Raw genomic sequence first — 23,898 nt, 5'->3', positions numbered from 1 at the left:
TTACGGCCCTTATCCTTTTTGGCTTTCTACTTTCGCTTCGTCTGCTTTTGAATACATCACTAAGCGAGGGAACGGAATTTCAATATTATGCTTGTCTAACTCTATTTTTAAGTCTTTACGTATCGCTCGACTAATACCAATATGCTGCATCGGCTTTGTTTCGGCCGTAATCCGGTACACAACGTCTGATGCTCCTAATGTTTGAACACCTAATAGCTGTGGTTCGCTTACGATGTCTTCATACCGTTCTGGCAATCCTTTTAGGAATGCTTGTATGACTTCTTCGGCTTTTTGTATATCTTCTTCGTATGCGATGCTAATGTCAATAACTGCAATACTATTATGAATCGAAAGGTTTGTAACTTCTGCTATATTTCCGTTTGGAATAATATGCAGTTCTCCTGTCCAGCTCTTAATTTTTGTGGTGCGTAAGCCAATCTCTTCTACGAAACCTTCTGAAGTTCCAATTCTAACATAATCTCCAACGGAAAACTGGTCTTCAAAAATTAATAAAAAACCCTGTAATCACATCTCTCACCAAGTTCTGTGCACCAAAACCAACTGCAAGACCGACAATTCCAGCACCAGCTAGTAAACCGGCTACATTAATATTTAACGTTCCTAATATGGTGATAATCACAATAAAATACACGACATACGTTAAGATATTCTCCAGTAGCTTTAATATCGTCATTTGACGTCTTTCTGATATCTTTATGGGCTGCTTGGAACGGACGGTAAATATTTTACGTAGCGCCGACTTTCCAACCCGAATGACAACAGAAGAAATAAGTAAGATTAATAGGATCTGTAATGTTGTTTCCCCAATATTTAGCCATGTTTCTTGATCAAATAATTTATCGACTGTCTTTTCAACGGCTTCTTTTGTATCTTCAAGCGAGGTTTCGGTTTGTTCTACTGTTTCTTCTATGGGTTGTTCTACTTGTTGACCTGTCATACGAGTTACTCCTTTCACCATCTACCATGTAAATAGTCCATTCTATTTTAGCACCCTGCCTTGTAAAAGAATAGCGATATACTGAGCATTTCTTACGACTATTCTAGAAAGTAGCACACAAATTGGCATACTTTTCTCCTTTTTGAGGAATAGAGTACATAACCATCTTTTCAACACGAGAAATATAGTGGAATGATGTATAAGAATGAAAGGAAAGCCGTATACTAATACTATTAAATTAAGGGAGTGGAGTATATGAATCTCAAGAAAGGCCTATTTGAACGGTCTAAGGAACCGTTTAGAATTTCCTATGAGTCTGATAAAGCCGTTCAGCATCTATCTACATCCCTACACCGTCTACTTCCTACAATGAATATTCGACCAATTGTTTTTGTTTGTATAGGTACAGATCGTTCAACTGGTGATTCACTCGGACCACTCGTCGGTACTTTTTTACAAGAGAAGAACTGTCCGAATATTTTTGTGTATGGAACCCTAGAAGACCCCATTCACGCTGTCAACCTTCATGAAAAACTACAAATGATTCAAAAGCGTCATACTAGGCCTTTTATCATTGGGATTGATGCCTGTTTAGGTCGGATGAAAAGTGTGGGTGCTATACAGGTCGGTAATGGCCCTGTGAAGCCTGGTGCTGGGGTGAATAAGGAGCTTCCTGAGGTAGGAGATATCCACATTACAGGCATTGTGAATGTGAGTGGGTTCATGGAATTTTTTGTCCTACAGAACACTCGCTTAAACCTTGTACTCCAAATGGCTAGAACCATCACAGAAAGCATTTACGAAGCCACTACGACGGTTAAATCTCCTAGTTATTTAACACAACTAAAATGGCAAGAACTGAACGAACAAACGTTATAAAAACAAAAAAGCAATCGGAGACGATCGCTTTTTTTACATAAAAAAATATTCTGCCACTACTAATATGGCAACCACAAATAAAGATGGAAGCAGGTTGGCTGCTCTAATTTTGGTTAACCCTAATAAATTTAAGCCAATTGCGAAGATCATGACACCACCCGTAGCGGTCATTTCAATTAAAAATGTCTCCATCACTACTTCTGGAACGATTTTATTAATCACAGTAGCAAATAGAGCAATCCCGCCCTCATATAAAAATACAGGGATGGCAGAAAATAGTACGCCAATTCCTAGTGTAGACGTTAGTATCATTGCGGTAAATCCATCAATTATCGATTTAGTAAAAAGAACATCGTGATCATTTCTTAATCCACTGTCTAAAGCACCTAACACAGACATAGCTCCAATCACAAAAATCAGCGTTGCTGTAACAAACCCTTGAGCAATAGAGCTATCGGATCCATTGCCAAATCGCCTTTCAATCCATTCTCCTATACTATTTAAACGATCTTCTAATTGAATGCTTTCACCAATAATTGCCCCCAGCACTAGGCTGACAATCACAAAGATGAAATTCTCAGTCTTAAGGCTCATTTGTAAGCCTAACACGATAACGGCTAAGCTAATCGCATTCATAACCGTTCCTTTAATTCTATCTGGAATACGATGAAGCAACAAACCAAAAAGAGTACACACTACAATAACCCCTGCATTCACAAGGCTTCCTAGCAACACCATAATGATATTCCCCATTTCTATAGTATTCTATAAACGATTCCCTACTCTACGTATGACGGTAGAATGACGACGTGCTGTTAAAAGATGCTGACCAACTTGTCGCTTTTCCTACTCTACTATCTATCATTCCTATACATTCTTTACCAAACTAAAGTCTCTGTATAAAAAAAGAAACCATCCGAGGATGGCAAATTCATTTTCTTTATTATAGTAGGCGGCACTACTCACGTCTACTATTCAATTTATTTATAATTTTTATTCAAATTTGATAACGGTTACTCAGATGGATCTTGTAAAAGCTCTAATATCCGATCCAAATCATCTTTAGAAAAGAATTCAATTTCTATCTTTCCTTTTTTTGCAGATTGTTTAATATGAACCGTTGTACCAAATCGTTCACGGAGGAAGGATTCTCGTTCTTTAATAAAAACATCTTTTTTCGGTGTTTCTTTCGTTGTTTCACGTGAAACATTTTCATTCAGCCCTTGGATGAGCTGCTCTAACTGTCGAACATTTAGGCGTTCATCCACTACTTTTTTTGTGACGGCCTGAAGCTTGTCTTTCTTTTTGAGTCCTAGTAACGCTCTCCCGTGTCCCATAGATAGAGTCCCATCTGAAATGAGCTGTTGAATAGAGCCTGGGAGTAATAATAAGCGCACATGATTCGCAATATGAGGACGACTTTTTCCAAGTCGTTTCGCTAATTCCTCTTGCGTTACATCCAATCGTTGCATTAACTGCTGGTAAGCAGCCCCTTCTTCAATAGGAGAGAGATCTTCTCGCTGTAGGTTTTCAAGTAGCGCAAGCTCCATCATTTGTTGGTCAGATAAATCCCTTACGACAGCAGGAATAGAACTCAACTTTGCTTCTTTGCTCGCTCGATACCTTCTTTCTCCAACGACAATCTCATACCCTTTAATTGTTTTTCTAAGAATAATCGGTTGAAGGACACCATGCTGTAGAATGCTACTCTTTAACTCTTCAATTGCGTCTTGATCAAATACTTTACGAGGCTGATAAGGATTTGGGCGAATTTCATTTAAAGGAATCAGTTTTACCGTTTCATCTGTTGTATCTTCCACCGTGGAGAAAAACACATCTAAGCCTTTTCCTAAACCTTTAGCCATTTGATACCACTTCCTTCGCTAAATCTAAATATACTTCTGCCCCTCTTGATTTAGCATCATATAGAATAATCGGTTGTCCATGACTTGGCGCTTCACTTAAACGAACGTTTCGTGGAATAATCGTTTGATAGACTTTATCTTGAAAATACTTCTTTACTTCTTCAATGACTTGTAATCCTAAATTTGTACGTGCATCTAGCATCGTTAAAAGAACGCCTTCAATCATCAAGCTACGATTTAAGTGCTTTTGAACGAGTCGAACCGTACTGAGTAGCTGGCTTAATCCTTCTAAAGCGTAATATTCGCATTGAACAGGGATTAAGACCGAGTCAGCTGCCGTTAACGCATTAATCGTCAGCAAACCTAGTGATGGTGGACAATCAATCAGAACATAATCATACTCATCAAGTACTCCTTCAATGGCGCGTTTTAAACGAACTTCCCGAGAAATGGTTGGAACCAGTTCAATCTCCGCTCCTGCTAAAGAAATCGTTGAAGGGACAATCGATAAGTTCTCTACTGCAGTAGGGACAATTACCTCTCGAATATCTACATCATCAATCAATACATCATAAACACAGTTTTTTACATCGCCTTTTTCAACGCCTACACCACTTGTTCCATTACCTTGGGGATCAATATCAATTAATAACACTTTTTCCCAATATAAGCTAGACAAGCACCGAGGTTTACCGAGGTAGTGGTTTTTCCCACTCCGCCTTTTTGATTGGCAATGGCAATTATTTTACCCAAGGTATACACCTACCTTTTAACAATCATAGTTTCTATTTTATCAAAAAAATTCTATTTTTTTCACTATAACCTAAAAATATACGAAACTATTTTTTTACAATTAGAAAAAAAGAATAAAAAAACAGCGAGAACTCCTCGAGTTTCTCACTGTTACTCTATTATTTTTTCTTAGGGATTTTAATTGTAAATTGATAGAATTCTTCAAACTCTTCCTCTTCCGCATCTAAATTGATGCCGCTATCCGACACCATGGATAAGGATTGGCGAATCGTATTGACAGCAATTCTCATATCTTTACTAAAGGCTTTACGTTTTGGCTTGGCTTTGGATTGTGTGCCTTCTAAATACTTCGTCACACGTTCTTCCGTTTGTTTGACATTCCACTGATATTCTATTATTTGCGCTAAAAACTTTTCTTGAATGGAAGGATCTTTTAAAGGAATAAGTGCTCTTGCGTGTCGTTCTGAAATGTCTTTTCTTAGTAGCGCTTCTTGTATAGCTTCAGGTAATTTCAATAAACGTAATTTATTGGCCACTGTTGACTGGCCTTTACCAAGACGTTGGGCTAGAGCTTCTTGTGTTAGCTCATGAATTTGAAGTAACTTATCATACGCTAATGCTTCTTCAATCGGAGTTAATTCTTCACGTTGAAGATTTTCAATTAGCGCAACAGAGGCTGTTTCTTTATCGGATAAATTTTTTATGATGGCAGGAATGGTTTCCCATTCTAATAACTGAACGGCTCTCCATCTTCGTTCACCAGCAATTAACTCATATTGTCCATCTTCCATCTCTCGGACAACAATCGGTTGAATAATACCATGCGTATGGATGGTACGAGACAACTCTTCAATCTTTGTATCATCAAATATAGTTCGTGGCTGAAAACGGTTCGGAATAATACTTGCAATGGGAAGTTCTAAGACGCCTTCCTTGGAATCGACCGTTTCTACCTCTTCTTGACCTTCTACCACATCTTTTTCATCCTGATCATTTCCTTGAAATAAACGTGAAAAAGGATGCTTCATCTTCCTACACCACCTTTAGGAAACTCCCTATGTATTCATTCTATATGATCACGCTAACTTCCTTCTTTTTTACTACGCTAAAAAAAGAGCGACTATGTTTCACGTGAAACATAGCCTATTCAATTGGAAGTTTGTTCGGCGTACCAGGTTTTCTTGGGTTATTTTTTTGGTGTTTTTGCGCGTTTTTCTACTACTATGATGGATCTCTCGCTGTTTTCTTCTGGTAGTAGGAAGGAGTGGGTTTCTTTTAACTCTCCTCCACATGTTTTCATCGCTTTTTTGGCTGTGGTTAACTCATCAGCAGCAGAAGCCGCTTTCATTGCGACAAATTGTCCCCCCACTTTTGCTAGGGGTAAGCATAATTCGCTTAAAACAGATAGACGGGCAACCGCTCTGGCCGTAACAACATCATATTTTTCACGATGATCACTGTTTTGACCAAATGTTTCGGCACGGTCGTGATAAAAGTATACATGTTCTAACCCTAGTTCATTTCCTAGGAAATTTAGAAACTGAATTCGTTTATTTAAAGAATCTACTATAGATACTTTAATATGAGGGAAGCAAATTTTCAATGGAATACTTGGAAATCCTGCTCCTGCCCCCACATCACAAATATGCAAATCTTTCGAGAAGTCATAGTAAAAAGCGGCAGAAATGCTGTCAAAAAAATGTTTTAAATATACTTCCTCACGGTCCGTAATGGCCGTTAGGTTCATCTTTTCATTCCATTCTACTAAAATGGAAAAATACTGTTCGAATTGTTCCAATTGGCGGGGAGAAAGGGAAATCCCCTTTTCCTCCAATTGTGAGGTAAACTGCTCTATATTCAAGTCAGCTTCTCCTTTCTAGAGATCTTGTGCTACTCGTGCTACTTTTCCTTGTTCAATATAGACAAGTAAAATAGAGATATCTGCTGGATTTACTCCAGAAATACGCGAAGCCTGAGCAATAGAGAGTGGTCTCACTTCTTTCAGCTTCTGTCTTGCTTCTGAAGCAAGGCCGTTGATTGCATCATAGTCAATTAGATCTGGAATTTTCTTGTTTTCCATCTTTTTCAACCGATCTACTTGCTGTAAGGATTTTTCTATATATCCTTCGTATTTTAATTGAATTTCTACCTGTTCTTTTATATCATCCGTTAATTCAACCGTACTCGCTGTCAGTTGTTCAATATGACGGTATTCCATTTCAGGACGTTTTAATAAATCGGATGCTAAAATCCCATCCTTCAACTCGCTTCCGCCTACTTCACGAATAAGGGTTTGCGTGGCAACCGTTGGTTTAATACGGATAGAAGATAGGCGAGCCATTTCTTCTTCGATTAGACGTTTCTTCTCTAAGAAACGGTCGTAGCGTTCATCAGAGATTAATCCGACCCTATGTCCAATCTCTGTTAAACGTAAATCCGCATTGTCATGACGTAATAACAGACGATATTCTGCTCTTGATGTTAACAAACGATACGGTTCGTTTGTTCCCTTTGTAATTAAGTCATCTATTAACACGCCGATATAGGCATCAGAACGACTTAAAATGAGCTGATCTTTACCTAATGCGTTCAGAGCAGCGTTTAACCCTGCGATTAGTCCTTGTCCTGCTGCTTCCTCATATCCAGAAGTTCCATTAATTTGGCCTGCTGTATATAAGTTTTTGTACTTTTTTCGTTTCCAAAGTTGGCCATAGCTGAGTTGGAACAATGGCATCATATTCAATGGCATAGCCAGCTCTCATCAACTGAGCTTTTTCAAGTCCAGGAATGGTCGCTAGGATCTTGCGCTGTACATCCTCTGGTAAGCTCGTTGACAGACCTTGAACATACACTTCTCTTGTATTTCTACCTTCTGGCTCTAAGAAGATTTGGTGACGCGGCTTATCGTTAAAACGAACCACTTTATCTTCAATAGAAGGGCAGTAACGTGGACCTGTCCCTTTAATCATCCCCGAATACATAGGAGAACGATGGAGGTTATCATCAATCAGCTGATGTGTATGCGCATTCGTATGCGTTAACCAACAAGGGAGCTGGTCTGTAATAAATTTTGTTGTTTCATAACTAAACGCACGGGGAATATCATCTCCAGGCTGGATCTCTGTTTTGCTGTAATCAATCGATCCACTATCAACACGCGGCGGCGTACCCGTTTTAAAACGAACAAGATCAAATCCAAGCTCTTCAAGGTGCTCAGATAGCTTGATTGAAGGCTGCTGATTATTTGGTCCGCTAGAATACTTTAACTCCCCAAGGATTATTTCTCCGCGAAGGAAGGTGCCGGTCGTAATGACAACAGATTTTGCCATGTAGCGTGCGCCTGTTTGAGTAATCACACCTTTACACTCTCCGTCCTCCACGACTAACTGTTCCACCATACCTTGAAGAAGGGTTAAGTTTTCTTCTTCTTCCATGGTTTTTTTCTATTTCATGCTGATACTGGAATTTGTCTGCTTGTGCTCGTAGCGCCCGTACAGCAGGACCTTTTCCGGTATTCAACATACGCATTTGGATGTGGGTTTTATCGATATTTCGGCCCATTTCTCCGCCTAACGCATCGATTTCACGTACGACAATCCCTTTAGCTGGTCCACCAACTGAAGGATTACACGGCATAAAGGCAATCATATCAAGATTAATGGTCACCACAAGTGTTGAAGCGCCTGCTCTTGCAGATGCTAATCCAGCTTCAACCCCTGCATGTCCAGCCCCAATGACAATCACGTCATAATTACCGGCTTCATAATGCATAGTATTCTCTCCTTTTTCTTATTTTCCGAGGCAGAATTGTGAAAATAGCTGATCAATTAAGCTTTCATGAACACTATCTCCAATGATTTCACCTAATAATTCCCACGATCTTGTTAAATCGATTTGAACGATATCTATTGGTGTACCCATCTCTACACCATCAATGGCTTCCTCTATAGCTTGTTTAGCTTGCGTTAATAAAGCGATATGACGACTATTTGATACATACGTTAAATCGCCGCTTTCAATTGAACCAGAGAAGAATAAAGAAGCAATTGCTTCTTCTAACTCATCAATCCCTTGCTCTTCTTTTAAACTTGTCGTAACTAAGCGATGATTCTTACTTAACTCACGTACCTTCTCCATATTAATGACCTGCGGGAGATCCGTTTTATTCACGATGACAATGACATCCATTCCTTCAACAGCCTTAAATAAATTCTCATCCTCTTCGGTAAACTCGTCTCCGTGGTTTAATACGAGTAAAAGAAGGTCTGCTTCTTTTAGCACTTGACGTGACTTTTCTACTCCAATTCGCTCTACAATATCTTCTGTTTCACGAATTCCAGCCGTATCGACTAAACGAAGAGGAACACCTCTTACGTTGACATACTCTTCAATTACATCACGTGTCGTGCCCGGTATATCAGTAACAATCGCTTTGTTTTCATGAACTAAACTATTTAAAAGAGAAGACTTTCCTACATTCGGACGTCCTATAATTACCGTAGAAAGACCTTCTCGTAATATTTTTCCTTGCTCAGACGTTCGTAACAGTAACTCGATTTCATGCTTGACTTTACTCGACTTTTCTAAAAGGACTCGATGCGTCATTTCTTCTACATCATCGTATTCAGGATAGTCAATATTAACTTCAACATGAGCCAAGGTTTCTAATATTTCCTGACGAAGCTTTCTTATTAAGCTAGATAGACGACCTTCCATTTGGTTAATAGCAACATTCATGGCACGGTCTGTTTTCGCACGAATTAAGTCCATAACGGCTTCCGCTTGAGACAAATCAATACGACCATTTAAAAATGCTCGCTTCGTAAACTCTCCTGGCTCTGCAAGTCTTGCACCCTGCCTCACCACTAATTGGAGTACCTTGTTGACGGATACAATCCCACCATGACAATTAATTTCGACTACATCCTCACGTGTGAACGTTCTTGGACCTCTCATTAACGACACCATTACTTCTTCTATTACTTGCTCGGTCTCTGGCTCAATAATATTTCCATAATGAATCGTATGGCTTATTTGATCCTTTAATGGCTGACTGTTCGGTTTTCTAAACACACGGTCCGCAATTTCCACTGCTTGATCCCCGCTCAACCTAACAATTGCTATCGCTCCTTCCCCCATTGGCGTGGATATCGCTGCAATCGTATCAAATTCCATATCACTCACCTCACTTACAACCTTCTTTATCTATAAAAATTCTTACAGAATCTACACGACTAAAAATTAAATGCTCGATACACAAGATTATCATATCCTCTTGTGGAAAAAAAGAACTATATTTATTATCCACAGCCCTTAAGCATACTGTCTATAGTTTAACTTATCCACATGTGAATAACAATAAAACTACCTAGAGGCAGATTTTGGAGAAACACGGTACGAATAGAAGGGGTGTGAATAACTTTTTAGGAGCAGGGAGGGCGTAAAACTGAAGCTCGGTTCGACCCTTTTTGATTCGAAGATTGTTGGAACTTAATTAGTACCTATTGGCCATTTTGAATTTCTAACCACTAGTCGAGAGATTCTCTTTATTCCAGGAAAACGATCAGATGAATTGTGATAGATTCATCTTCACATTACCTGCTTTGGTATAAATGAACGACAAAAAAACCCCTAAGCCTTCGCTTAGGAGTTTAATGATGTAGGTTTTATAATCACAAATCGCCTTGGATCTTTTCCTTCAGATGTTGTTTCAATATCAACGCGCCCAGTAAGTGCATGATGAACCCATTTTCGTTCAAGCGGCGGAAGAGGGTCTAGGTACACTTTACGGTTAAGTTCCAGTGCTTTATCAGCGGAGGAACGTGCTAGTTCCTCTACTTTTTCCTTCTATTCTCTTTCCAGCGGTTCACATCAAACTCACAGGTCATAAATCTCTCACTATGATGATTGATTTTAGCCTGTAAAAGCTGCTCGACCGCATAAAGAGCTTGGCCATTTTTAGCTAGAAGCCCTTTTGACTCATTTGTCGTTAGTGAAATCACCATGTTACCAGGAGTCTCTTCTATATGAGTCGTGCCTTCAACACCTAATTCTTTCATTATTCCGTGTAAATAATCTACTACTAGTTCAGCTAGTCGTTCTTTCTTTTCCACTTTTACAATAAAAGGTTTATGGCCAAATAATCCAAAGAATCCTTTTTTTCCTTCTTCGACAACAGTAATCTCTGCTTGCTTTTCTTCGATGTGTAACTGCGCTAAACCAGAGGCGATAGCTTCATCAATCGTGTTTCCGGTAGCTGTTACTGAATTCACTTTTTCTTGCCCCCTGCTTCAGCTGCGACTACTTCCTTACGGTCAGGTGCTTTAATAAAATAAGTTGAAATAATCATGAAGATGTTCCCTACTACCCAGTAAAGTGAAAGAGCTGCTGGGAAGCTGATGGCAAAGATCACGATCATAATCGGCATTAAGTATAGCATCATTTGCATTTGTGGCTGTTGTGGAACCCCTTGCATCATAATCTTCTGTTGTAGGAACGTTGTCGCACCTGCAACTAAAGGTAAGATAAAGTAAGGATCTGCTACCCCAAGGTCGAACCATAAGAAACTATCCTCTTTAATTGCATCTGTTCGAACAATGGCATGATAGAATCCTATTAAAATCGGCATTTGAACAATTAGCGGGAAACATCCTGCTAAAGGATTTACCCCATGCTTTTGGAACAAGGCCATGGTTTCCTGTTGAAGCTTCTGTTGCGTTTGTGCATCTTTAGATGAGTATTTTTCTTTTAACGATTGAATTTCAGGACTCAGCTTTTGCATCGCTTTACTGTTTTGTGTTTGTTTAATCACTAACGGTAAAATGACTAAACGAATTAAAATCGTAACGGTAATAATAGAAAGACCGTAGCTTCCTCCAAACAGATCAGCAAACGTTATAATTAACCAAGAAAGCGGGAAAACAAAATATTTATTCCAAATCCCTTCACTTTCTGCGGTTATGGGCTGATTAATTTCTGTACAGCCACTAAGTAATAGCACCATCCCAATTAATGATGCGAATACAAACCAATTCTTTTTCACAAATAGATCCTCCCTACCAATAAATAAAGCACCCAAGCGCAATATTCTGACTAGGATGCTTGTCTACCATAAGTTTATCACGTTTCTTTTCCAGATGGTCTTTCACTTTTAGCATTATGACCTTTTTTCTTTTCTTTTTAGAACATCTGCTCTTTTCATCACATGCGTTAAGCTACTTTTCGTTTCAAAAAATGTAAAATCGGCCGCTGGTTTCCTTGCGATAATCACATAGTCATATCCAGGCTTAATTTCATCCTTCAGCTCTAGAAATGATTGTCGAATGTAACGTTTGATTCTATTTCGAACGACTGCGTTCCCTATTTTTTTACTAACGGATAGTCCTAAGCGATACGGATCTTCCCCTTGTGTTTGCAATTTATAGATCACGAACTGCCTATTGGCAAAGGACTCTCCTTTATTAAAGATTTCTTGGAACTCTCGATTCTTTTTTACCCTTTGTTCTTTCTTCAATTCCTTCACCTACATACATGAATGTTTCATGTTCTTTTGTTGGGTTTATTATTTAAGCTTTGTACTATAAAAGGTTGGGGTGTTTAGATAACGCTGCCCGATTTCCTCCATCAAAGCTGATCTTTGCTCGGCTTTACACTTGCTCCAATCTTCTGCTAGGGCTCGTTTATTCAAAACTAGTGGAAGTACGTCCTTCCATGAATAGTAGAAAGTGAGCTTCGCTTAAACATAAACCTACCCAAAAAGTCTATCCAATTTAGTGGAGTTTTCACACTCTAGACTAAAAAAAAGAACCACTGAGATATTTCAGTGGCTTAAGCAGATAATACTTTTCTTCCTTTACGACGACGACTAGCTAGTACTTTACGTCCGTTAGCAGAGCTCATACGCGCACGGAATCCGTGAACCTTACTTCTCTTACGATTATTCGGTTGAAATGTTCTTTTCATTATAGTACACCTCCCTGAGGTTTAAATTTCTTTTATAGACAGTCCATACAATTATATAGATTTCTACTAGAGAATGTCAACCATCGTTTAAAATTTGTTGCCCGCCCCTCCAGGTTCTGTTTTATTCTTATCGCCTGTGGATAGTTTTTCTTGCGAGTTTTTACTATCCACAACACATATTGACAAGTTTTTCACAACCTAACACACTGTGGACAACTTTTTATACACAATAGTAGGAGAATGTGGATATTCTTTAAAATCCATTGCAACGTCTAACTTATTCTGATATGATTATTGTGTTTTCACTCTGAATACATTTATCCACAAAACTACGTTATCCACAAATTGTGGATAGTTTGTGGATAGAATAATAACAGACTCTGTAAAAGGTTGTCCACAACGCGTGGATACTGTCGAAAAATGAATTCTTTCCTTATTATATGTTTTTCCACATACAACTGGATGAATCTTTATTAATTTCACCAAATAAACAAAAGATATTCATTATACAAAACTTGTACAAAGGAGGGAGCGCCAATGGAGAACATTTCAGATCTTTGGAATAAGGCCTTAGAAACCATAGAACAGAAAATTAGTAAGCCTAGCTTCGATACATGGCTAAAGTCAACAAAGGCCCATTCATTAAAAGGTGATAACCTAGTAATTACTGCGCCGAACGAATTCGCACGAGATTGGCTCGAAGGTCGATACTCACAGTTAATTGCAGAGGTTATTTTCAGTATTACCGGTGAGGAATTGACCATTAAATTCATCATTCCTCAAAATCAGGAGCCTGAAGAATTTGAGATTCCCCTTCCCTCAGTAAAGAACGGAAAAGATGACGATCATCATGATTTTCAGACGAGCATGCTGAATCCAAAATATACGTTTGATACGTTTGTTATTGGTTCGGGAAATAGATTTGCACACGCCGCTTCTCTAGCTGTAGCAGAAGCACCGGCTAAGGCTTATAATCCATTATTTATCTACGGGGGCGTAGGATTAGGTAAAACCCACTTAATGCATGCGATTGGTCATTATGTACTAGAGCATAACCCTTCAGCAAAAGTGGTGTATTTATCATCAGAAAAGTTCACGAATGAGTTCATCAATTCGATTCGTGACAATAAGGCCGTAGATTTTAGAAATCGATACCGTAATGTAGACGTGCTGCTTATTGATGATATTCAATTTTTAGCTGGAAAAGAACAAACGCAAGAGGAATTTTTCCATACGTTCAATACACTTCACGAAGAAAGTAAGCAAATTGTCATTTCAAGTGATCGACCACCTAAAGAAATTCCAACATTAGAAGATCGCCTTCGTTCACGGTTCGAGTGGGGGTTAATCACAGATATTACTCCACCAGACCTTGAAACACGGATCGCCATCCTTCGTAAAAAGGCCAAGGCAGAAGGGCTAGATATTCCAAATGAAGCGATGCTTTATATTGCGAATCAAATTGATACGAATATTAGAGAGTTAGAAGGCGCACTTATCCGAGTAGTTGCTTATTCTTCTCTCATTAATAAAGATATAAACGCCGATCTTGCATCTGAAGCGTTAAAAGATATTATTCCAAGCTCAAAGCCTAGAGTGATTTCGATTAGTGATATTCAGCGAGCAGTTGGAGAACACTACAATGTGAAGCTAGAGGATTTTAAAGCAAAGAAAAGGACAAAATCTATTGCATTCCCTAGACAAATAGCTATGTATTTATCCCGTGAGCTAACAGATTCTTCTCTTCCTAAAATAGGGGAGGAATTTGGTGGACGCGATCATACGACGGTGATTCATGCTCATGAAAAAATTTCTAAATTACTTCAATCTGATTCTCTCTTACAAAGTCAGGTAAAAGAAATTCAGTCTACTTTACAGTGATCTAAATCAACCCCACTCTTGTTATGTGGGAAAATGTGAATAACTCGTCCTATCTTACACACAGTCTGTCCACATGTGGATGGACTGTGTTTCTGTCCTTTTAAGCCACTTATCCACATACTAACAGGCCCTACTATTATTACTACGATTTTTATATAATTAATATATATATGCGATGGGTAAGAAAAGTATTCTAAATTTGGAGGATTTACTATGAAATTTACGATACAACGAGACAATTTAGTCCAAAGTATTCAAGATGTAATGAAAGCAGTATCTTCACGAACAACTATTCCAATCTTAACGGGAATTAAAATGATCGCCAATGAAGAAGGCGTTACTCTAACAGGTAGTGATTCAGATATTTCGATTGAGTCGTATATTCCCGTTGAGGAAGAAGATCAACAAATTGTTGATGTACAGCAAAGTGGTGGCGTAGTACTCCAAGCGAAATTCTTTAGCGAAATTGTAAAAAAACTGCCACTGGATACAGTAGAAATTGAAGTGATGGGCCAATATCAAACGGTTATTCGTTCTGGGAAAGCGGAGTTTAATTTGAATGGACTAGATCCAGCAGAATATCCTCACCTTCCAACAATTGAAGAAGAAAACGTATTTAAAGTTCCAACAGATCTTTTAAAAACGTTAATTCGACAAACGGTGTTCGCAGTGTCCACCTCAGAAACACGCCCTATCTTGACAGGTGTCAACTGGAAGGTTGAACACGATGAGTTAAACTGTATTGCAACAGATAGCCATCGACTTGCCATGAGAAAAGCTAAGATTGAACTAGGCTCAGATGCTTCTTACAATGTTGTGATTCCAGGGAAAAGTTTAAATGAGTTAAGTAAAATTCTTGATGACAACAATGAGCTTGTTGAAATTGTCATTACAGAAAACCAAGTATTATTTAAAGCTAAGCACCTATTATTCTTCTCAAGGCTGCTAGAAGGAAATTATCCAGATACGTCTCGTTTAATTCCAACAGAAAAGAAAACGGAACTAGAATTAGTGACGAAGGATTTCTTACAAGCCATTGATCGAGCGAGTCTACTTGCTCGTGAAGGAAGAAACAACGTTGTAAAGCTCTCTACTTTAGAAGCAGGAAGCATTGAAGTTTCTTCCAATTCTCCAGAGATTGGAAAAGTCGTAGAAGAAATCCAAAGTGGTAAAGTTGAGGGAGAAGAGTTGAAAATCTCCTTTAGTGCGAAATATATGATGGATGCGTTAAAGGTGTTAGAAGGTCCAGAAATTAGTGTTCAGTTTACGGGTGCGATGAGACCATTTGTGATTCGTCCAGTAAATGACGATACGATTCTGCAGCTTATTTTACCAGTGAGAACATACTAGAAAGACGACTGCTCTCCCCGCCAAAACGATTTGGTGGGGAGGGTAGTTTTTCTTTTAGGTAAGGATATGGGAATGGAGAGGGTTGTTCCTGATTATTTATAAACCATCAATTGTGCTAACGGAGATAACAGTCCATTTCTATAAATAAAACCTTTATTCACGTGTCTTTGTTGACACCAGTATGAGAAATAGACGCTAAACAGGATTTCTTATACTAGAATTCACCCTCGATCGACCCTACCGTTCATACCATCTCATCCCCTCTTCCCATCCAATTTTTCACTATTTGTTTTAAACACGAATCTTTAGTAGAATGTTTTATTAGAGACAAATCGGGAAATGAGTGTGAAATATGTCGAATCCAGTTAAGATTCATACAGATTATATTACGTTAGGACAATTTTTAAAGATAACGGATCTTATTCAGTCAGGTGGCATGGCAAAATGGTTCTTAAGTGAATATTATGTATATGTTAACGGTGAAGAAGAAGAACGTCGCGGGAAGAAATTATACGATGGTGATGTTGTTGAGGTTCCTGGAGTTGGGGTATTTGCCATCCAGTACGATCCTGAACAGTAAGGTGTAGCATCATGTTTATTCAAGAATTATCTGTTGAAAATTATCGTAACTATGAGACCGAATCCCTTGAATTTGAAAATAGAGTCAATGTTTTTCTTGGTCAAAATGCGCAAGGGAAAACAAACATTATGGAGAGCATCTATGTTCTAGCCATGGCTAAATCTCATCGTACGTCAAACGATAAAGATTTAATCCGTTGGGACTCGGAATATGCTAGAATAAAAGGGAGAATACAAAAGCGGAACGGATCGATTCCTTTAGAATTAACCATAAGTAAAAAAGGGAAAAAAGCGAAGCTAAATCATTTAGAACAGTCTAAACTCAGTCAATATATCGGAAATATGAACGTGGTGATGTTTGCTCCTGAAGATCTAAATCTTGTGAAAGGGAGTCCTCAAGTAAGAAGAAGATTTATTGATATGGAGATTGGACAGGTTTCCCCTGTTTACTTACATGATATTAATCAATACAACAAAATCTTACAGCAGCGAAATTCCTATTTAAAGCAAGCCCAGCAACGAAAAAAAGTAGACGAAACGATGCTAGATGTACTCACAGACCAATTTATTCAAGTGGCAGTTAAAATTGTTCAAAAGAGGTTTCAATTTGTTCACCTTTTAGAGGAATGGGCAAAGCCTATTCATTCTGGTATATCTAGAAACCTAGAAGAGCTGACCATTTCATATAAACCCTCTGTTCACGTATCAGAAGACCAAGATTGGTCAAAGATGATAGAAGTATTTGAAGAACGTACTAAAGAGGTAAGAGAGCGTGAGAAAGAGCGCGGAGTCACGTTATTTGGACCACATCGAGACGATTTGGAGTTTCGCGTAAATGGACGAGATGTTCAAACATTTGGTTCTCAAGGTCAACAACGAACCACAGCCCTCTCCGTTAAATTAGCCGAGATTGAGTTAATTCATTCAGAAATTGGCGAATATCCTATTCTTTTATTAGATGATGTGTTGTCAGAGCTTGATGATTACAGGCAGTCTCACCTCTTAAATACGATACAAGGCAAGGTCCAAACCTTTGTGACGACCACAAGCACAGAAGGTATTGACCATCAAACGTTGAAGGAAGCAGCAACGTTTCGTGTAGATTCAGGCTCTATTATAAAAGTAAAGTGAGGGATGGGCAGTGTATATTTTTATTGGTGAAGACGTGATGATTCGTTCTAAAGATATCATTGCCATCGTAAATAGAGAATCACTCCTCTCCACCTATGAGTACGAAAATTTCATACGAAAAAAACGAAAAGAAAGTGATTCGGTTAGGTGAAAATGAGTGTAAATCTATTGTGGTCACCCATCAGAATATTTACTTATCGCCCTTTGCTTCTACTACGTTAAAAAAACGAACACTGAAACCATTACTATAAAAAGTGATTAGAGGATAGCTAGTCTTCCCTCATGTCTTAGAAAGTGTAGGTGAATATATATGTCGTTAGAAAATGAGCAAATTCAAAATCAAGCGTATGATGAAAGTAATATTCAGGTACTTGAAGGTTTAGAAGCTGTACGGAAACGACCAGGGATGTATATAGGTTCAACAGCAAGTAAAGGTCTTCATCATCTTGTGTGGGAAATCGTAGATAACAGTATTGATGAAGCCCTCGCAGGCCACTGTGACGAAATCAATGTGGTAATCGAAAAGGATAATAGTATTACGGTGACCGATAACGGCCGTGGAATTCCAGTAGGGATTCACGAGAAGATGGGTCGTCCAGCGGTAGAGGTTATTTTAACCGTCCTACATGCCGGTGGTAAATTTGGCGGCGGTGGCTATAAAGTTTCCGGTGGTTTACACGGGGTTGGTGCGTCAGTTGTTAACGCCCTCTCTACTACTCTAGAAGTTCATGTTCATCGAGATGGTAAAGTGTATCACCAACAATATGAGCGCGGTGTTCCGTCTTTCGATTAAAAGTGGTAGGAGAAACGGATAAGACTGGAACAATCATTCACTTTATCCCAGATCCAGAAATTTTCACTGAGACGAGAGAGTATGAATTTGATATATTAGCGAATCGTCTTCGGGAGCTTGCTTTCTTAAATCGTGGCATTAAGATTACGATTGAAGACAAGCGCGTAGAAGATAAACGCAATGAGTATTTATACGAAGGTGGAATTAAGTCCTACGTTGAACATATCAACCGAACAAAAGAAGTTATCCATGATGAGCCTATCTATATTGAAGGTGAAAAGGATGGAATCAGCGTAGAGGTTTCGATTCAATATAACAATGGCTATACGAGCAATATTTTCTCTTATGCCAATAACATTAATACGTATGAGGGTGGAACTCACGAATCTGGATTTAAAACGGCCTTAACACGTGTGATTAATGATTATGCACGCCGTAATAATATATTCAAAGAAAGTGACCCTAATCTTTCAGGTGAAGATGTACGTGAAGGGATTACAGCTATCGTCTCTGTTAAACATCCAGATCCACAGTTTGAAGGTCAAACGAAAACCAAGCTTGGTAACTCAGAAGCTAGAACCATTACAGACGCTCTTTTCTCTGAGCACTTTGAGAAATTTATGATGGAAAATCCAACAGTTGCACGTAAAATTGTTGAAAAAGGTGTCATGGCAGCTCGCGCTCGTATGGCAGCAAAGAAGGCACGTGAATTAACGCGTCGTAAAAGTGCACTAGAGGTATCAAGTCTTCCAGGTAAACTAGCGGATTGTTCATCAAGAGATCCGAAGATTAGCGAAATTTATGTCGTTGAGGGTGACTCTGCCGGTGGATCAGCCAAGCAAGGACGTGATCGTCACTTCCAAGCGATTCTTCCACTACGCGGAAAAATCTTAAACGTAGAAAAAGCTAGATTAGACAAAATCCTATCAAACAATGAGGTACGTAGTATTATTACAGCTCTTGGAACTGGGATTGGGGAAGATTTTGATATCGCTAAAGCAAGGTATCATAAGATTGTCATTATGACAGACGCAGATGTGGATGGTTCTCATATTCGTACCTTACTCCTAACATTCTTCTATCGTTATATGAGACAAATATTAGAAGCAGGTTACGTGTATATCGCGCAACCACCACTTTATAAGGTTCAGCAAGGTAAAAAAGTAGAATACGCCTACAATGAAAAACAATTAGAAGCGGTTCTTTCTACTCTATCCCCTACACCAAAACCAGGGATCCAGCGATACAAAGGTCTAGGAGAGATGAATCCTGATCAGCTTTGGGAAACGACAATGGACCCACAAACGCGAACTCTTCTACAGGTAAGCTTAGAGGATGCAATCGAAGCAGACGAAACGTTTGAGATTCTAATGGGTGATAAAGTAGAGCCGCGTCGTAACTTTATTGAAGAAAATGCTGTATATGTTAAGAACTTAGATATTTAAGATCATGCCTAAACGCCCGCGGAAAGGATAAGCTTCCGCAAAGTAATGTGTTGTGAAGAATAGATATCATAAGACTAAGCGTAAGAGAAAAGCTTGGATGCACTATCCAAGCTTTTCTATCTTTATTTTAGTAGTGGCGTTACGAATCGACAGATTTGGCCATGCTAGAATGTGTGGCAATCCTATTCATAAATCTATATAATAATAATGTTAGTGATTTATCGTTTTATACCGTTTATATGTGATGAACAGTCACTTATACATAGGTCGAAAAAGACGTCCTATCTTTTACATATATAGAATCCTAAGCATATATGTAACTGTGTAGAATGAAGGAGGTTCTATACTGTGTCAGATACCCCAAATCAGCAAATTAAAAGAAATCAATATAAGTCAAGAAATGAAGACATCGTTCTTAGATTATGCCATGAGTGTTATCGTATCTCGTGCTCTTCCAGATGTTCGTGATGGACTAAAGCCCGTTCACCGTCGTATTCTTTATGCGATGAATGATTTAGGGATTACATCCGATAAGGCATACAAAAAATCAGCCCGTATCGTCGGAGAAGTTATCGGTAAGTATCACCCCCACGGTGATTCTGCTGTATACGAATCAATGGTTCGTATGGCACAAAATTTCAACTTCCGATATATGCTAGTTGATGGTCATGGTAACTTTGGATCCGTTGATGGTGATGCTGCGGCTGCCATGCGTTACACTGAGGCTCGTATGTCCAAGATTTCAATGGAGTTAATCCGTGATATTAATAAAGATACAATTGATTATAAAGATAACTACGATGGTCAAGAGAGAGAACCAGCCGTATTACCAGCTCGTTTTCCTAACCTACTAGTAAACGGTGCTTCTGGGATTGCGGTTGGGATGGCAACCAATATTCCACCTCATCAATTAGGTGAAATTATTGACGGTCTTCTTGCTCTAAGTAAAAACCGTGATATTACTATTCCTGAGTTAATGGAATTTATTCACGGTCCTGATTTTCCTACGGCTGGATTAATCGTCGGTCGTTCTGGTATCCGTCGTGCATATGAAACTGGTAAAGGCTCAATTATGATGAGAGCCAAAGTGGAAATCGAACAAAAATCGAACGGTAAAGAAACGATTATTGTGAATGAAATTCCATACCAAGTCAATAAAGCAAAATTAATCGAAAAAATCGCTGACCTAGTACGCGATAAAAAAATCGATGGTATTACAGATTTACGTGATGAGTCTGACCGTAACGGTATGCGTATTGTGATTGAGATTAGAAGAGACGCGAATGCGAATGTTGTGTTAAACAATCTTTATAAGCAAACAGCTCTTCAAACGAGCTTTGGTATTAATATGCTTGCGTTAGTAGACGGGCAGCCGAAAGTACTAAACTTAAAGCAAGCTCTTGATTATTATTTAGATCATCAACAAATTGTCATTCGTAGAAGAACAGAATATGAGTTACGTAAAGCGGAAGCTCGAGCTCATATTTTAGAAGGTCTACGTATTGCCCTTGATCATATTGACGAGATTATTGCTCTGATTCGTGGATCACAGACAACGGATATCGCGAAAGAAGGCTTAATGACTCAGTTTAATCTTTCTGAAAAACAAGCTCAAGCAATTTTAGATATGCGTTTACAACGTCTAACAGGCTTAGAGCGAGAAAAGATTGAAGAAGAATACAAAAACCTTCAAGCCTTAATTGCAGAGCTACGCGGCATTCTAGCAGATGAAGAAAAGGTATTAGAGATCATCCGTGAAGAGCTACTAGAAATTAAAGATCGCTTTAACGACGTAAGAAGAACTGAAATTGTCGCAGGCGGCATTGAGAACATAGAGGATGAAGATTTAATTCCAAGAGAAAATATCGTAATCACTCTCACTCATAATGGCTATATTAAGCGCCTACCTGCCTCTACTTACCGTAGTCAAAAGCGCGGTGGTCGTGGTGTGCAAGGAATGGGAACGAACGATGATGATTTCGTTGAACACTTATTGTATACAAGCACTCATGATACGATTCTTTTCTTTACGAATAAAGGAAAAGCATACCGTGCGAAAGGATATGAAATTCCTGAGTTCAACCGAACAGCGAAAGGAATTCCAATCATTAACCTATTAGGTATTGAAAAAGATGAGTGGATTAATACCATGATTCGAATTGAGGAGTTTGATGAGGAGAGCTACCTATTCTTCACAACGCAGAAAGGGATTTCCAAGAGAACACCTGTATCCGATTTCGCAAACATTCGTACCAATGGTCTGATTGCCATTAACTTACGAGAAGACGACGAGTTGATCTCTGTTAAGCTGACAGACGGAGATAAGCAAATCTTGATCGGAACGAAAAACGGACTTCTTATTCGCTTTGATGAGAAAGACGTTCGCTCAATGGGACGTACAGCTACTGGGGTAAAAGGCATAACATTAGTGAATGATGATGAAGTGGTGAGTATGGAAATCATTGAAGAGGATGACCATGTCCTTGTCATAACAAAACATGGCTTCGGAAAACGTACACCAGCTTCAGAATACCGCCTGCAATCTCGTGGTGGTAAAGGACTTAAAACGTGTAACATCACAGATAAAAACGGACCTCTGGTTGCTGTCAAGTCAGTGACAGGCGAAGAAGACTTAATGTTAATCACTGTTCACGGAGTTCTCATTCGTATGGACATTCATGCGATTTCCATTACGGGAAGAAACACACAAGGTGTAAAACTAATTAGTCTGCGTGAAGAGGAATATGTTGCAACGGCTGCTAAAGTAGCAAAAGAAGTGGAAGAAATTTCTGAAGAAGCTTTAGAAGAAGAAAACTAATACCGATAGAAAGAAGGAGAGTCAAAGTTTCTTATGACCCTCCTTCTTTTTTTAGTAAAATATAGATATACGAGGCAACTGGAGGTAAACATGAGAGTCCAACGTAATGAAGTAGAAGAAGGATGTATTGTTGAAAGAGACGTCATGGGAGCAACTGCCTACCCTCTTTTCCCTAAAAGTACAGTTCTCTCTGCCATACATTTGAAAATGTTAAAAGCATTTCAAATCGAAGAACTGTACGTAGAAAATGTTAAATCAGACGGGACAAGCTTCACTCCTAAAACCATCACTCCACTAACAGAGATTGAAGAAATGAATCCATTAGAAGACACCGATCTATTAAAGGAATATTTAAAAGTTGTACAAGAGTATAAAAAAGAGTTTATCTCTTGGCAAAGCGGTGCGCCTGTAAACGTAGCAAAAGTAAGAGAGTTCTTCCTTCCGCTCTTCACTCGGGTACTAGAAGAATCTCATAACATGTACTCTTTAATTCATCAATCCACAAAAGAAGATTATGTGTATCATCATGCAATTGGAGTCGGTCTCCTAAGTGGACTTATTGCGAGAAAGTTAGACTACGATCAAGGTAGCTCTATTCAAATCGCTATGGCAGGTGTATTATCGGATGCTGGAATGGCTAAGGTGTCTCCTCAGATCCTTTGGAAAAATAGTACGTTAACGTCTAAAGAATTTGAAGAGGTTCGAGGACATACAACTCAGAGCTACTTTTTAATAAAAGAAACACCTTTCTTAAAACCTGAAGCCAAGCTTGCTATTTACCAACATCATGAACGACTAGATGGTTCAGGCTATCCTAAAGGGGAAGAAAAGGACCGGATTCACCCGTACGGACAAGTATTAGCAGTGGCGGATGTATTCCATGCTATGTCTTCAGAAAAGCCATATAGAAGCAAGCAGTCACCGTTTAAAGTATTAGAAATGGTTCGAGAGGATATGTTTGGAAAGTTTGACCTTCAAATTATCACGGCTCTAACCTCTCTTATATCTGACCTACCAAACGGAACAGTGATTCGTCTTTCTGATGGCCAACTTGCTTCCGTATTGCTAACAAAAACGGAGAATATGACACGACCTTTAGTGAAAGTGTTAAACTCTGAGGAGATTATTGACTTAGAAAAAAATAGGAAGCTATTTATAGAAACCATTATTCATTCATGAAGATGGGAAAAACATTCCGTTTGCACGGAATGTTTTTTAGTAGAGGGAATAAATAGTTTAAAAAACCTCTTGCATTCTATAAGATATCCTAGTATACTAAATCTCGTTGCTAAATAAGAGCAGCAACGCAGAGCTTACATCAACAAAACTTTTTTAAAAAAAGTATTGACCTAAAGGTTTCTGCGTGGTATATTATAAAAGTCGCTCAAGGGCGGCGTTGAACTTTGAAAACTGAAAAGACAACACGTCAACGTTAAAATTAGTACCCATGAGGTACAAAACTTATTTATACTTCGGTATAAAAA

18 protein-coding genes and 5 pseudogenes are annotated in these 23,898 nt (G+C 38.7%); 10 read left to right on the top strand and 13 right to left on the bottom strand.

Annotation, left to right across the window (positions count from 1 at the left end):
- Positions 1 to 9: 9 nt before the first annotated feature.
- Positions 10 to 958, bottom strand: a pseudogene (locus M44_RS19405) (mechanosensitive ion channel family protein).
- A 255-nt stretch (positions 959 to 1,213) separates the two neighbouring features.
- On the opposite strand from M44_RS19405, the gene yyaC reads away from it, so the two are divergent.
- The gene (yyaC, locus tag M44_RS00105) at positions 1,214 to 1,837 is read left to right on the top strand and encodes a spore protease YyaC (RefSeq protein ID WP_010169414.1); all 624 of its coding nucleotides are present in this window, start codon (positions 1,214 to 1,216) and stop codon (positions 1,835 to 1,837) included.
- Positions 1,838 to 1,870: 33 nt separating this feature from the next.
- Here the strand turns inward: yyaC and M44_RS00100 are convergent, their stop codons facing one another.
- The 12 genes and pseudogenes from M44_RS00100 to rpmH all read right to left on the bottom strand — a co-directional run bounded on the left by M44_RS00100 (position 1,871) and on the right by rpmH (position 12,417).
- Positions 1,871 to 2,575: a DUF554 domain-containing protein gene (locus tag M44_RS00100; RefSeq protein WP_010169412.1), complete on the bottom strand. Its 705-nt coding sequence runs from the start codon at positions 2,573 to 2,575 to the stop codon at positions 1,871 to 1,873.
- A gap of 275 nt (positions 2,576 to 2,850) precedes the next feature.
- The gene (locus M44_RS00095; RefSeq protein WP_010169410.1) at positions 2,851 to 3,702 is read right to left on the bottom strand and encodes a ParB/RepB/Spo0J family partition protein; all 852 of its coding nucleotides are present in this window, start codon (positions 3,700 to 3,702) and stop codon (positions 2,851 to 2,853) included.
- Positions 3,695 to 4,455, bottom strand: a pseudogene (locus M44_RS19400) (ParA family protein). The gene M44_RS00095 and the pseudogene M44_RS19400 overlap by 8 nt, the downstream one beginning before the upstream one ends.
- Positions 4,456 to 4,613: 158 nt before the next feature.
- Entirely contained in the window at positions 4,614 to 5,483 is an 870-nt protein-coding gene (gene noc, locus M44_RS00085) for a nucleoid occlusion protein (protein ID WP_010169407.1), read from the bottom strand.
- 115 nt (positions 5,484 to 5,598) lie between these two features.
- Positions 5,599 to 6,316 (bottom strand): annotated as a pseudogene (gene rsmG, locus M44_RS19395) (16S rRNA (guanine(527)-N(7))-methyltransferase RsmG).
- Between the two features lie 15 nt (positions 6,317 to 6,331).
- A pseudogene (mnmG, locus tag M44_RS19390) lies at positions 6,332 to 8,226 on the bottom strand (tRNA uridine-5-carboxymethylaminomethyl(34) synthesis enzyme MnmG).
- An 18-nt stretch (positions 8,227 to 8,244) separates the two neighbouring features.
- Entirely contained in the window at positions 8,245 to 9,630 is a 1,386-nt protein-coding gene (gene mnmE / locus M44_RS00070) for a tRNA uridine-5-carboxymethylaminomethyl(34) synthesis GTPase MnmE (RefSeq protein WP_010169401.1), read from the bottom strand.
- Positions 9,631 to 10,098: 468 nt separating this feature from the next.
- Positions 10,099 to 10,239 carry a R3H domain-containing nucleic acid-binding protein gene (locus tag M44_RS29675; protein WP_010169400.1) on the bottom strand — a complete coding sequence of 47 codons (141 nt, stop codon included), beginning with the start codon at positions 10,237 to 10,239 and terminating at the stop codon, positions 10,099 to 10,101.
- Positions 10,240 to 10,289: 50 nt separating this feature from the next.
- Positions 10,290 to 10,727: a Jag N-terminal domain-containing protein gene (locus M44_RS00065; protein WP_010169399.1), complete on the bottom strand. Its 438-nt coding sequence runs from the start codon at positions 10,725 to 10,727 to the stop codon at positions 10,290 to 10,292.
- The gene (spoIIIJ, locus tag M44_RS00060) at positions 10,724 to 11,497 is read right to left on the bottom strand and encodes a YidC family membrane integrase SpoIIIJ (protein WP_010169397.1); all 774 of its coding nucleotides are present in this window, start codon (positions 11,495 to 11,497) and stop codon (positions 10,724 to 10,726) included. The genes M44_RS00065 and spoIIIJ overlap by 4 nt, the downstream gene beginning before the upstream one ends.
- Positions 11,498 to 11,611: 114 nt before the next feature.
- Positions 11,612 to 11,968: a ribonuclease P protein component gene (rnpA, locus tag M44_RS00050; RefSeq protein ID WP_010169393.1), complete on the bottom strand. Its 357-nt coding sequence runs from the start codon at positions 11,966 to 11,968 to the stop codon at positions 11,612 to 11,614.
- Between the two features lie 314 nt (positions 11,969 to 12,282).
- Complete coding sequence (gene rpmH / locus M44_RS00045) at positions 12,283 to 12,417, bottom strand: 50S ribosomal protein L34 (protein WP_010169392.1); 135 nt, start codon at positions 12,415 to 12,417, stop codon at positions 12,283 to 12,285.
- A gap of 537 nt (positions 12,418 to 12,954) precedes the next feature.
- Between rpmH and dnaA the strand changes: the two genes are divergently transcribed.
- The 9 genes and pseudogenes from dnaA to M44_RS00005 all read left to right on the top strand — a co-directional run bounded on the left by dnaA (position 12,955) and on the right by M44_RS00005 (position 23,593).
- Positions 12,955 to 14,298: a chromosomal replication initiator protein DnaA gene (gene dnaA / locus M44_RS00040; protein WP_010169391.1), complete on the top strand. Its 1,344-nt coding sequence runs from the start codon at positions 12,955 to 12,957 to the stop codon at positions 14,296 to 14,298.
- A gap of 213 nt (positions 14,299 to 14,511) precedes the next feature.
- Positions 14,512 to 15,648 (top strand): DNA polymerase III subunit beta, encoded by a 1,137-nt coding sequence (gene dnaN, locus M44_RS00035; RefSeq protein ID WP_010169389.1) that lies wholly within the window; start codon positions 14,512 to 14,514, stop codon positions 15,646 to 15,648.
- A 352-nt stretch (positions 15,649 to 16,000) separates the two neighbouring features.
- Positions 16,001 to 16,228, top strand: coding sequence for a S4 domain-containing protein YaaA (yaaA, locus tag M44_RS00030; RefSeq protein WP_010169388.1), 228 nt, complete (start codon positions 16,001 to 16,003; stop codon positions 16,226 to 16,228).
- Positions 16,229 to 16,239: 11 nt separating this feature from the next.
- Entirely contained in the window at positions 16,240 to 17,358 is a 1,119-nt protein-coding gene (recF, locus tag M44_RS00025; RefSeq protein WP_010169386.1) for a DNA replication/repair protein RecF, read from the top strand.
- Between the two features lie 10 nt (positions 17,359 to 17,368).
- The gene (locus M44_RS27650; RefSeq protein ID WP_010169384.1) at positions 17,369 to 17,509 is read left to right on the top strand and encodes a hypothetical protein; all 141 of its coding nucleotides are present in this window, start codon (positions 17,369 to 17,371) and stop codon (positions 17,507 to 17,509) included.
- Positions 17,454 to 17,609, top strand: a complete 156-nt coding sequence (remB, locus tag M44_RS29670; protein ID WP_081447351.1) for an extracellular matrix regulator RemB — start codon at positions 17,454 to 17,456, stop codon at positions 17,607 to 17,609. Before M44_RS27650 ends, remB begins: the two co-directional genes overlap by 56 nt.
- A 59-nt stretch (positions 17,610 to 17,668) precedes the next feature.
- Positions 17,669 to 19,596 (top strand): annotated as a pseudogene (gene gyrB, locus M44_RS19380) (DNA topoisomerase (ATP-hydrolyzing) subunit B).
- A gap of 400 nt (positions 19,597 to 19,996) precedes the next feature.
- Entirely contained in the window at positions 19,997 to 22,414 is a 2,418-nt protein-coding gene (gene gyrA, locus M44_RS00010) for a DNA gyrase subunit A (protein WP_010169378.1), read from the top strand.
- Between the two features lie 90 nt (positions 22,415 to 22,504).
- The gene (locus M44_RS00005; RefSeq protein WP_010169376.1) at positions 22,505 to 23,593 is read left to right on the top strand and encodes an HD-GYP domain-containing protein; all 1,089 of its coding nucleotides are present in this window, start codon (positions 22,505 to 22,507) and stop codon (positions 23,591 to 23,593) included.
- Positions 23,594 to 23,898: the final 305 nt, after the last annotated feature.

It is taken from the genome of Bacillus coahuilensis m4-4 (assembly GCF_000171615.1).
GTDB lineage: Bacteria > Bacillota > Bacilli > Bacillales > Bacillaceae_K > Bacillus_T > Bacillus_T coahuilensis.
The sequence above is the reverse complement of the archived record's forward strand: the minus strand, read 5'-3'. Positions and strand labels throughout refer to the sequence as shown.